Genomic DNA, 11924 nt, shown 5'->3' on the forward strand with positions numbered 1-11924 from the left:
CGACCCCCCGCAGGCTTCAGCCCGCGTGAGCCGCTCCACCCTCCACTCCGCTTCATCCCGATGACGACCGAGCGTAGTCAGGCTGCTTCGCAGCCCGCAAGGCATCCACAACGATCTTCGCCGACCGTGTGACGGCCACCGTGGCCTGCTCCTTCTCCAGCGTCTGGACGACACCGCCCGGGATGTTCAGCGCGGGCTCCAGATCCTGCGGCTTGCCGATCACCTTGAACTCGTAGGGTTGTGTGATCTTCTTGCCGTCGATCCCAACCCCGCCGTTCTCGTCGGAGAAGTACGAGCCTGCCACGATGCGCACCCCGTTGATCTGGATCGCCTCGGCCCCGGCGGCCCGCAGCTCCTGGAGCGTGTCCAGCAGCTGATCGGACTGCACCTGGCCGGTGGGATCGGTGATCTTGAGCGTGATGCCCGGTCCCTGTGCTGCCACCGTACCGGCGAGGATGCCCAGTTGACGCTCCTTCTCCACGGTCTGCCTGCGGGCCTCCTCGGCCTGGTTGGAGCTGCTCTCCAGCTCCCGGCGCTGGTCCTCCAGCCGCTGTTTCTCGTCCTCCAGCCGTTTGGTCCGCCCGTCGAGCTCGTCGAGGATCCGTACGAGGTCCTCCTGGCGTGCCCCGCGCAGCGCGCTGGAGTCGCTGTTCGAGCGCACCTGGATCGCCAGGCCCAGGCCCAGGACGAACAGCAGCAGCGCCACGATCAGTTGGGCCCGGCTGACCCTCGGCGGCCACAGACCGGCGGCGAGCCGCTGCCGGCCGGTCTCCTCGGTGACCGGCTCCGCCTGGACCCTTCCTTCTGCCTTTCCCGCTGTCTTTCCCTCTGCCTGTCCCTCTTCAAGAGGCCGTTCCGGGACGTTCGGTTCCTCGGCCGGGGTGTCGTTCGCGCCGCTCATCGCCATCACGCCCGGAAAACGTGGCGGCGGATGGCCGCGGCGTTGGAGAAGATGCGGATGCCGAGGACGACCACCACGCCGGTGGACAGCTGAGAGCCGACGCCCAGCTTGTCGCCGAGGAAGACGATCAGCGCGGCCACGACGACGTTCGACAGGAACGACACCACGAAGACCTTGTCGACGAAGATGCCGTCCAGCATGGCGCGCAAGCCCCCGAACACCGCGTCCAGCGCCGCCACCACGGCGATCGGCAGATAAGGCTCCACCACGGCCGGTACCTCGGGCCGGACCAGAAGTCCGACCACCACTCCGGCCAAGAGGCCCAGTACCGCGATCACGATGCACCCTTCTGCTGCTCTGCTGCTGTGGCTGTACGTACGATCAGGCTGGAAGCGGCCGGCAGCCGGAGCTCGTCGGCCGCGGACAGGGTGGAGCGGATCCCGTAGCTCTCCTGCAGCACGTGCAGGTACTGGCCGTCCGCCGAATCCTGGAAGGCCGGGCCGAGCCGCTTCTTGTCCCCCACCGCCAGCACCTCGTACGGCGGCACCAGCGGCCGGTTGTCGACCAGTATCGCGTCACCCGCGGCCCTGATCGCCGACAGCTCCGTCAGCCGCTGTCCGTTGATCGAGATCGCCTCGGCGCCTGACTGCCACAGTCCGTTGACGATCTTCTGCATGTCGCGGTCACGGAGCCGTCCGGTGTCCGAGAAGCCGCTGCTCTCGCGCGGCTTCCCGCCGTCGCCGGTGGTGGAGCCCTTCGCGTCGTCCACCACCAGCCTGATCCCCGGTCCGCGGACCTCGGTGGCACCGGCCAGCTGGGAGACGAGCTCGCCCTGGCTGTTCCCGGGCTGCTTGAGGGCCGCGCGCTGACGTGCGGCGACATCGGTCCTCAGCCGGTCGATGTTCTGCTCCAGGGCGTCCGCGCGCTCATCGGCGCGCTGCACCCGGTCGATCAGTTCCTGGCGCTCTTTGGCCAGCACCGGCGCGTCCAGGCGTGCCTCGGCTGCACCGAGCGTGACGACCATCGCGGCGGCCACGAGTCCGGCGGCGAGCCCCAGTTTCGCCTTGAGCGTGCGGGGCAGGCCGGCCGTGCCGTCCGCCTCGCGCCGGGCCGTCGCCTCCGCGTAGCCCTCGTCGAGGCTGTGGTCCATCACGTGCGTCAGCAGCGACATGGAGGCGTCGGGGCGCGCTGGCACAGAAGACGCCGGAGTCCGGTTGTGGGGCGGCTGCGACATGCCGCACATCGTCGCATGTCGGCGCCGCACACACCCAATGCGTCCATCCGGTGGGCCGGGCCGGTCATCCCGCCCCGGCCCACCGGACTTCCGCCCTACGTCATCGGCCGCCCGGCACTCAGTGCCCGGCGCCGTCCACCACGGCCGCCCACTCGTCGAGCAGTGCCTGCGCGGAGGCGTCGTCGGGGCCTTCGGCCCACAGGTGCGTCACGGCCTCCGCCGGGTCCGGGAGGACCAGCGCCCACCGGCCGTCGGCCTCGACCACCCGCACCCCGTCGGTGGTGTCCACCTGCCGGTCTCCGGCGGCTTCGACGACCCGCCGCATGACGAGCCCCTTCACCGCCCACGGCGTCGGCACGTCACGCTTGAGCACGTGCGCCCGCGGGATCCGGGCGTCGATCTGGCTCAGGGTGAGCTGGGTACGCGCCACCAGCCCCAGCAGCTGTACGAACGCAGCCGACCCGTCGAAGACGCTGCTGAACTCCGGAACGATGAAGCCGCCCCGGCCGTCCCCGCCGAAGATCGTGTTCTCGGCCCGCCCGACCCTGGTCAGGTCGTCGGGCGAGGTCGTGGTCCACTCCACCTGGGTGCCGTGGTAGGCCGCCACCTGCTCGGCGACACGCGTCGTGGTGACCGGCAGCGCGACCTTGCCGCTGCGCTTCTCCGCGGCCACCAGGTCGAGCATGACGAGCAGCGCCCGGTCGTCCTCGATGATCCGCCCGCGCTCGTCCACCAGCGAGATGCGCTCGCCCACCGGGTCGAACCGCACGCCGAAGGCCGCCCGCGCCGACGCCACGATCTCGCCCAGCCGCACCAGGCCGGCCCGCCGGGACTCGGCACTCTCCGTCGGCCTGGACTCGTCGAGCCCGGGATTGATGGTCAGGGCGTCCACGCCGAGCCGGCCCAGGAGGCTCGGCATGACCAGTCCGGCGCTGCCGTTGGTGGCGTCGACGACCACCTTGAGCCCCGCGTCACCGATCCCCGTGGTGTCCACGCGCCGCAGCAGCGAGCCGGTGTAGGCGTCGTAGACGCTGCCCGGGAACTGCAGGTCGCCGATCTCGCCGGGGAAGGCCCGCCGGTACTCCTGGCGCGCGTACACGCGGTCCAGCTTGCGCTGCTGCTGGAGCGACAGGTCCGCGCCGCGTTCGTCGAGGAACATGATGTCGACGGAGTCCGGCACTCCGGGCGAGGTCCGCAGGACGATCCCGCCGGCGCTGCCTCTCGCGGTCTGCTGCCGCGCCACGGGCAGCGGTACGTTCTCCAGGTCCCGTACGTTGATCGCGCTGGCCTGCAGTGCCGAGATCACGGCCCGCTTGAGCGCTCGGGCGCCGCGGGAGTGGTCACGGGCCGTCGTGACGATCGCGCCCTTCTTCAGGGTCGTGGCGTAGGCGCCGGCGAGCCGGACCACCAGTTCCGGGGTGATCTCGACGTTGAGGATCCCGGAGACTCCGCGCGCACCGAAGAGGTGGGCCTGTCCGCGGGACTCCCAGATGACGGACGTGTTGACGAAGGCACCGGCCTCGATCGTCTTGAAGGGGTAGACGCGTACGTTCCCCTGGACGATCGATTCCTCACCGACGAGGCACTCGTCGCCGATGACGGCCCCGTCCTCGATGCGGGCGGCGCGCATGATGTCGGTGTTCTTGCCGATGACGCAGCCGCGGAGGTTGCTGTGCGGCCCGATGTACACGTTGTCGTGGACGACGGCCCGGTGCAGGAAGGCGCCGCTCTTGACGACGACGTTCGACCCGATGACGGTGTGCTCGCGGATCTCCACACCGGCTTCGATCTTGGCGTAGTCACCGATGTAGAGCGGTCCTCGGAGCACGGCGTCCGGGCTGACCTCGGCGCCTTCGGCGACCCAGACCCCCGGGGAGATCTCGAAGCCGTCCATCTCGACCTCGACCTTGCCCTCGAGCACGTCGGCCTGCGCCTTGACGTAGCTCTCATGGGTGCCCACGTCCTCCCAGTAGCCCTCGGCCACGTAGCCGTAGATCGGCCGGCCTTCCTTCATCAGCTGGGGGAAGACATCGCTGGACCAGTCGACCGAGACGTCGGCTTCGACGTAGTCGAAGACCTCGGGCTCCATGACGTAGATGCCGGTGTTGACGGTGTCCGAGAACACCTGGCCCCAGGTGGGCTTCTCCAGGAAGCGCTCCACCTTGCCTTCCTCGTCCACGATGGTGATGCCGAATTCGAGTGGGTTCGGCACCCGGGTCAGGCACACCGTGACGAGCGCGCCCTTCTCCTTGTGGAAGCGGATCAGGTCGGTGAGGTCGAAGTCGGTCAGCGCATCGCCGGAAATGACGACGAAGGCGTCATCCTTCAAGGCCTCCTCGGCATTCTTCACGCTGCCGGCGGTCCCGAGTGGCTTTTCCTCGTTGGCATAGGTGAGCTCCATACCGAGCTCTTCGCCGTCCCCGAAGTAGTTCTTGACGAGCGAGGCCAGGAACTGGACGGTCACCACGGTCTCGCTGAGACCGTGCCGCTTGAGCAGCCTGAGCACGTGCTCCATGATCGGGCGGTTCGCCACCGGCAGGAGCGGCTTGGGCATGCTCGAGGTCATGGGGCGAAGGCGTGTGCCCTCGCCGCCGGCCATCACGACGGCCTTCATGTCGGAAGAGTCCTCCTTGAGAGATGACAGTCGTGCCGACTCTCACCCGCCTCGTTCGGTGACTTCGCGACTCCTCCGCGTCATCCGGCGTCGGGCGGGCTTCAATCGGCCGTGGCGTCAGCCTTCACCAGTCGGCGGACTTGAACCACGTAAAGGATTCCTGCCCACCAATAGAGGGTTGTACCCCATCCCGCGAACGCCCATCCGAAAACTGACGCCAACCAGGCCAACCAGCCGCTTCCGTCACTGAGCAGGAGCAACGGGAAGGCGTACATCAGGTTGAAGGTCGCGGCCTTGCCGAGGAAGTTGACCTGCGGCGGCGGATATCCGTGACGGCGCAGGATCCACACCATGACCAGCAACATCAGCTCTCGTGCGAGGAGAGCGCCGGTGAGCCACAGCGGAAGGATCTCGCGATAGGTCAGACCGAACAGCGTCGACAGGATGTAGAGACGGTCCGCGGCGGGATCCAGCAGCCGGCCGAGCTTGCTGATCTGATTCCAGCGCCGGGCGAGCTTCCCGTCGAGGTAGTCACTGACCCCGCTGAGCATGAGGACGGCCAGGGCCCACCCGTCGTACTCCGCGAGGATCAGCCACAGGAACAGGGGCACGCCGGCCAGGCGAGCCATGCTCAGGATGTTCGGAATGGTGAAAATTCGGTCAGTCTGAACCCGAGTCTCCTGGACCTCCACCCGGGGGCCTCCACTGTGACGGTAGAAATGGTCGTTCGATGCACACTGACCCTACAGGAGACCACACAGGTGTCCGGAACGCAGAAAAGCCCCGCACCATGACTGGTGCGGGGCTTTCCCACAATGATTGTTCGGCGGCGTCCTACTCTCCCACAGGGTCCCCCCTGCAGTACCATCGGCGCTGAAAGGCTTAGCTTCCGGGTTCGGAATGTAACCGGGCGTTTCCCTAACGCTATGACCACCGAAACACTATGAAATTCGAACGCTGGTGTGTAATCACAGCTGTTCGTTATTTCAGAACTAACACAGTGGACGCGAGCAACTGAGGACAAGCCCTCGGCCTATTAGTACCAGTCAGCTTCACCCGTTACCGGGCTTCCACATCTGGCCTATCAACCCAGTCGTCTACTGGGAGCCTTACCCTCTCAAGGAGGTGGGAATACTCATCTTGAAGCAGGCTTCCCGCTTAGATGCTTTCAGCGGTTATCCCTCCCGAACGTAGCCAACCAGCCATGCCCTTGGCAGGACAACTGGCACACCAGAGGTTCGTCCGTCCCGGTCCTCTCGTACTAGGGACAGCCCTTCTCAATATTCCTACGCGCACAGCGGATAGGGACCGAACTGTCTCACGACGTTCTAAACCCAGCTCGCGTACCGCTTTAATGGGCGAACAGCCCAACCCTTGGGACCGACTCCAGCCCCAGGATGCGACGAGCCGACATCGAGGTGCCAAACCATCCCGTCGATATGGACTCTTGGGGAAGATCAGCCTGTTATCCCCGGGGTACCTTTTATCCGTTGAGCGACGGCGCTTCCACAAGCCACCGCCGGATCACTAGTCCCGACTTTCGTCCCTGCTCGACCCGTCGGTCTCACAGTCAAGCTCCCTTGTGCACTTACACTCAACACCTGATTGCCAACCAGGCTGAGGGAACCTTTGGGCGCCTCCGTTACCCTTTGGGAGGCAACCGCCCCAGTTAAACTACCCATCAGACACTGTCCCTGATCCGGATCACGGACCGAGGTTAGACATCCAGCACGACCAGAGTGGTATTTCAACGGCGACTCCACACCAACTGGCGTTGATGCTTCAAAGTCTCCCACCTATCCTACACAAGCCGAACCGAACACCAATATCAAACTGTAGTAAAGGTCCCGGGGTCTTTCCGTCCTGCTGCGCGAAACGAGCATCTTTACTCGTAGTGCAATTTCACCGGGCCTATGGTTGAGACAGTCGAGAAGTCGTTACGCCATTCGTGCAGGTCGGAACTTACCCGACAAGGAATTTCGCTACCTTAGGATGGTTATAGTTACCACCGCCGTTTACTGGCGCTTAAGTTCTCAGCTTCGCAACCCCGAAAGGTCACTAACCGGTCCCCTTAACGTTCCAGCACCGGGCAGGCGTCAGTCCGTATACATCGCCTTACGGCTTCGCACGGACCTGTGTTTTTAGTAAACAGTCGCTTCTCGCTGGTCTCTGCGGCCACCCCCAGCTCACCAAGCAAGTTGGATCACCAGTGATGGCCCCCCTTCTCCCGAAGTTACGGGGGCATTTTGCCGAGTTCCTTAACCATAGTTCACCCGAACGCCTCGGTATTCTCTACCTGACCACCTGAGTCGGTTTAGGGTACGGGCCGCCATGAAACTCGCTAGAGGCTTTTCTCGACAGCATAGGATCATCCACTTCACCACAATCGGCTCGGCATCAGGTCTCAGCCTTGTATGAGGGACGGATTTGCCTACCCCTCGGCCTACACCCTTACCCCGGGACAACCACCGCCCGGGCTGGACTACCTTCCTGCGTCACCCCATCGCTTACCTACTACAAGTCTGGTTCGTCGGCTCCACCACTTTCCTTTCCCCGAAGGGTCCGGAACGGCTTCACGGACTTAGCATCGCCTGATTCGATATTGGGCGTTTCAAAGCGGGTACCGGAATATCAACCGGTTGTCCATCGACTACGCCTGTCGGCCTCGCCTTAGGTCCCGACTTACCCTGGGCAGATCAGCTTGACCCAGGAACCCTTAGTCAATCGGCGCACACGTTTCTCACGTGTGTATCGCTACTCATGCCTGCATTCTCACTCGTGAACCGTCCACAACTAGCTTCCGCTGCTGCTTCACCCGGCACACGACGCTCCCCTACCCATCACAGCGGGCGTTGGCCCTATTGCTGCAATGACACGACTTCGGCGGTACGCTTGAGCCCCGCTACATTGTCGGCGCGGAATCACTTGACCAGTGAGCTATTACGCACTCTTTCAAGGGTGGCTGCTTCTAAGCCAACCTCCTGGTTGTCTCTGCGACTCCACATCCTTTCCCACTTAGCGTACGCTTAGGGGCCTTAGTCGATGCTCTGGGCTGTTTCCCTCTCGACCATGGAGCTTATCCCCCACAGTCTCACTGCCGTGCTCTCACTTACCGGCATTCGGAGTTTGGCTAAGGTCAGTAACCCGGTAGGGCCCATCGCCTATCCAGTGCTCTACCTCCGGCAAGAAACACACGACGCTGCACCTAAATGCATTTCGGGGAGAACCAGCTATCACGGAGTTTGATTGGCCTTTCACCCCTAACCACAGGTCATCCCCCAGGTTTTCAACCCTGGTGGGTTCGGTCCTCCACGAAGTCTTACCTCCGCTTCAACCTGCCCATGGCTAGATCACTCCGCTTCGGGTCTAGAGCGTGCAACTCAATCGCCCTGTTCGGACTCGCTTTCGCTACGGCTTCCCCACACGGGTTAACCTCGCTACACACCGCTAACTCGCAGGCTCATTCTTCAAAAGGCACGCAGTCACGAGATGCAGCAAGCTGCATCCGACGCTCCCACGGCTTGTAGGCACACGGTTTCAGGTACTATTTCACTCCGCTCCCGCGGTACTTTTCACCATTCCCTCACGGTACTATCCGCTATCGGTCACCAGGGAATATTTAGGCTTAGCGGGTGGTCCCGCCAGATTCACACGGGATTTCTCGGGCCCCGTGCTACTTGGGAAATGAGCAAGCAAGCCGTACAGATTTCAGCTACGGGGGTCTTACCCTCTACGCCGGACCTTTCGCATGTCCTTCGCCTATCCATACGGTTTCTGACTCGCCTCACAGCCGGCAGACTGTGAAAGCTCACTCCCACAACCCCGCATGCGCAACCCCTGCCGGGTATCACACGCATACGGTTTGGCCTCATCCGGTTTCGCTCGCCACTACTCCCGGAATCACGGTTGTTTTCTCTTCCTGAGGGTACTGAGATGTTTCACTTCCCCTCGTTCCCTCCACACTGCCTATGTGTTCAGCAGTGGGTGACAGCCCATGACGACTGCCGGGTTTCCCCATTCGGACACCCCCGGATCAAAGCTCAGTTGGCAGCTCCCCGGGGCCTATCGCGGCCTCTCACGTCCTTCATCGGTTCCTGGTGCCAAGGCATCCACCGTGCGCCCTTAAAAACTTGGCCACAGATGCTCGCGTCCACTGTGTAGTTCTCAAACAACGACCAGCCACCCATCACCCCACCAGACAAGCTGGCGAGTTCACTGGGGCCGGCACTGAAGACATGACCAAACGGCCGTACCTTCAGGACCCAACAACGTGCCAAGCACGATCCCGTCGACTTTCGCTGTGTTCCACGCCGAAGCAGTACTTACAGGAAGTGTCAGAAACCGTGCCAACTAATCAACGTTCCACCCATGAGCTGACCGTGCAGAACGTTTGTCTGCAATCGGTACTGTGCTCCTTAGAAAGGAGGTGATCCAGCCGCACCTTCCGGTACGGCTACCTTGTTACGACTTCGTCCCAATCGCCAGTCCCACCTTCGACAGCTCCCTCCACAAGGGTTGGGCCACCGGCTTCGGGTGTTACCGACTTTCGTGACGTGACGGGCGGTGTGTACAAGGCCCGGGAACGTATTCACCGCAGCAATGCTGATCTGCGATTACTAGCGACTCCGACTTCATGGGGTCGAGTTGCAGACCCCAATCCGAACTGAGACCGGCTTTTTGAGATTCGCTCCACCTCACGGTATCGCAGCTCATTGTACCGGCCATTGTAGCACGTGTGCAGCCCAAGACATAAGGGGCATGATGACTTGACGTCGTCCCCACCTTCCTCCGAGTTGACCCCGGCGGTCTCCTGTGAGTCCCCATCACCCCGAAGGGCATGCTGGCAACACAGGACAAGGGTTGCGCTCGTTGCGGGACTTAACCCAACATCTCACGACACGAGCTGACGACAGCCATGCACCACCTGTATACCGACCACAAGGGGGGCACTATCTCTAATGCTTTCCGGTATATGTCAAGCCTTGGTAAGGTTCTTCGCGTTGCGTCGAATTAAGCCACATGCTCCGCCGCTTGTGCGGGCCCCCGTCAATTCCTTTGAGTTTTAGCCTTGCGGCCGTACTCCCCAGGCGGGGAACTTAATGCGTTAGCTGCGGCACCGACGACGTGGAATGTCGCCAACACCTAGTTCCCAACGTTTACGGCGTGGACTACCAGGGTATCTAATCCTGTTCGCTCCCCACGCTTTCGCTCCTCAGCGTCAGTAATGGCCCAGAGATCCGCCTTCGCCACCGGTGTTCCTCCTGATATCTGCGCATTTCACCGCTACACCAGGAATTCCGATCTCCCCTACCACACTCTAGCTAGCCCGTATCGAATGCAGACCCGAGGTTAAGCCTCGGGCTTTCACATCCGACGTGACAAGCCGCCTACGAGCTCTTTACGCCCAATAATTCCGGACAACGCTTGCGCCCTACGTATTACCGCGGCTGCTGGCACGTAGTTAGCCGGCGCTTCTTCTGCAGGTACCGTCACTTTCGCTTCTTCCCTGCTGAAAGAGGTTTACAACCCGAAGGCCGTCATCCCTCACGCGGCGTCGCTGCATCAGGCTTTCGCCCATTGTGCAATATTCCCCACTGCTGCCTCCCGTAGGAGTCTGGGCCGTGTCTCAGTCCCAGTGTGGCCGGTCGCCCTCTCAGGCCGGCTACCCGTCGTCGCCTTGGTAGGCCATTACCCCACCAACAAGCTGATAGGCCGCGGGCTCATCCTTCACCGCCGGAGCTTTCCACCGCAGAAGATGCCTTCCGCAGTCGTATCCGGTATTAGACCCCGTTTCCAGGGCTTGTCCCAGAGTGAAGGGCAGATTGCCCACGTGTTACTCACCCGTTCGCCACTAATCCACCCCGAAGGGCTTCATCGTTCGACTTGCATGTGTTAAGCACGCCGCCAGCGTTCGTCCTGAGCCAGGATCAAACTCTCCATGAATGTTTACCCGTGATCGGGTGCACACGCACGAAAGAGCGGGCGCATCATGTCGGAATATGACCGACGCGCCACAACGTCCTCGCTGTGTTTGTCGCCTGCAAGCACCTCACGAGGAGGCCCTACAGGACTTTTTCAAAGGAACCTCATCCACCGAAGTGGACGGGGTATCAACTTCTGGCGTTGATTTTTGGCACGCTGTTGAGTTCTCAAGGAACGGACGCTTCCTTCGTACTCACCCTCAGCAACATCGGCTGGGGCTTTCCTCCGGGCTTTCGTTCTACTGTCTTGCGTTTCCGACTCTATCAGACTCTTTCGTGTCCGATTTCCTCGGCGCTTTCCAGGTTTTCGCTTTCGCGTTTCCCTTTCCGGCTATCCCGACTCTATCAGCGAATTTCCTTCTCCCCGACCACTCGCCGCATTCCCGAAAGGGCATACGAAGGAGCGATGGAGATTGAGATCAAAGCTGAAGAGGAAGGTTCCCGTCCAGCTGCCGTTCGCGAGATGTTCACGCGGGGGCGTCCTGGCGGGAGTCACGACAGTACAGGCCGGGGGGTGCCCAAGCAAATCGATTCAGGCGTATGGTCTAGTCCACCGGTCTAGTCCACTAGTCTCCGTGCCGAAGGGACCAGTCCGGATCGGGACCTACATCGGACTAACCCGAACATCTAGTGACTTATCCTTCTCAAGAGTACGCCGTTCGCGACAGTCAGTGACGGCGAAACCAAGAGCCCCACCCCTGGGAGGCCCCTCATGACCAGCGTGACGTCCCCACTTGCAGGTCGCGCCATCGGACTCGCGGCAGTGCCGGATCCGGTGTTCTCCGGCGCGATGGTGGGCCCTGGCACCGCCATCGATCCCGTGCGCGAGCCCTCGGAGGCGGTGTCCCCCGTCGATGGTGTGGTCGTCTCCCTGCACCCGCACGCGTACGTAGTCGTCGACGGCGAGGGCCATGGCGTACTCACGCACCTCGGCATCGACACCGTCCAGCTCAACGGCGAGGGCTTCGAGCTGCTCGTCAACAAGGGCGACACCGTGACCCGCGGCCAGGCGGTCATCCGTTGGAACCCCGCTGCCGTCGAAGAGCTCGGCAAGTCCCCGATCTGTCCCGTCGTGGCACTCGAGGCGACCGCCGACTCCCTGTCCGACGTCGTGGAGTCCGGCGACGTGAAGGCTGACGACATGCTCTTCAGCTGGCAGTGAGCCTTCCGCCCGCACGGGCGTGACGGAAATCC

Annotated in this window: 6 protein-coding genes and 3 rRNA genes; 1 reads left to right on the forward strand and 8 read right to left on the reverse strand. The window is 62.7% G+C overall.

What is annotated here, in order from left to right:
- Positions 1 to 52 precede the first annotated feature (52 nt).
- The 8 genes from NRK68_RS05825 to NRK68_RS05860 all read right to left on the reverse strand — a co-directional run bounded on the left by NRK68_RS05825 (position 53) and on the right by NRK68_RS05860 (position 10692).
- The gene (locus NRK68_RS05825) at positions 53 to 907 is read right to left on the reverse strand and encodes a DUF881 domain-containing protein (protein ID WP_220819502.1); all 855 of its coding nucleotides are present in this window, start codon (positions 905 to 907) and stop codon (positions 53 to 55) included.
- On the reverse strand, positions 907 to 1239 hold the full coding sequence (locus NRK68_RS05830) for a small basic family protein (RefSeq protein ID WP_007262894.1): 333 nt from the start codon (positions 1237 to 1239) through the stop codon (positions 907 to 909). The genes NRK68_RS05825 and NRK68_RS05830 overlap by 1 nt, the downstream gene beginning before the upstream one ends.
- Positions 1236 to 2144: a DUF881 domain-containing protein gene (locus NRK68_RS05835; protein WP_257857781.1), complete on the reverse strand. Its 909-nt coding sequence runs from the start codon at positions 2142 to 2144 to the stop codon at positions 1236 to 1238. Before NRK68_RS05835 ends, NRK68_RS05830 begins: the two co-directional genes overlap by 4 nt.
- 109 nt (positions 2145 to 2253) lie before the next feature.
- Positions 2254 to 4749, reverse strand: a complete 2496-nt coding sequence (locus NRK68_RS05840) for a mannose-1-phosphate guanyltransferase (RefSeq protein ID WP_183068890.1) — start codon at positions 4747 to 4749, stop codon at positions 2254 to 2256.
- 101 nt (positions 4750 to 4850) lie between these two features.
- On the reverse strand, positions 4851 to 5441 hold the full coding sequence (gene clsA / locus NRK68_RS05845) for a cardiolipin synthase ClsA (RefSeq protein WP_031149849.1): 591 nt from the start codon (positions 5439 to 5441) through the stop codon (positions 4851 to 4853).
- Positions 5442 to 5570: 129 nt separating this feature from the next.
- Positions 5571 to 5687: ribosomal RNA gene (gene rrf, locus NRK68_RS05850) — 5S ribosomal RNA — on the reverse strand.
- A 78-nt stretch (positions 5688 to 5765) separates the two neighbouring features.
- A 23S ribosomal RNA gene (locus NRK68_RS05855) occupies positions 5766 to 8885 on the reverse strand.
- A gap of 283 nt (positions 8886 to 9168) precedes the next feature.
- Positions 9169 to 10692 (reverse strand): 16S ribosomal RNA (locus tag NRK68_RS05860).
- Together the 16S, 23S and 5S rRNA genes form the textbook arrangement of a ribosomal RNA operon.
- A 750-nt stretch (positions 10693 to 11442) precedes the next feature.
- Between NRK68_RS05860 and NRK68_RS05865 the strand changes: the two genes are divergently transcribed.
- Positions 11443 to 11892 (forward strand): PTS sugar transporter subunit IIA, encoded by a 450-nt coding sequence (locus NRK68_RS05865; protein WP_183067468.1) that lies wholly within the window; start codon positions 11443 to 11445, stop codon positions 11890 to 11892.
- The last annotated feature ends 32 nt before the right edge of the window (positions 11893 to 11924 follow it).

The organism is Streptomyces yangpuensis (assembly GCF_024666385.1).
Taxonomy (GTDB): Bacteria; Actinomycetota; Actinomycetes; order Streptomycetales; family Streptomycetaceae; genus Streptomyces; species Streptomyces yangpuensis.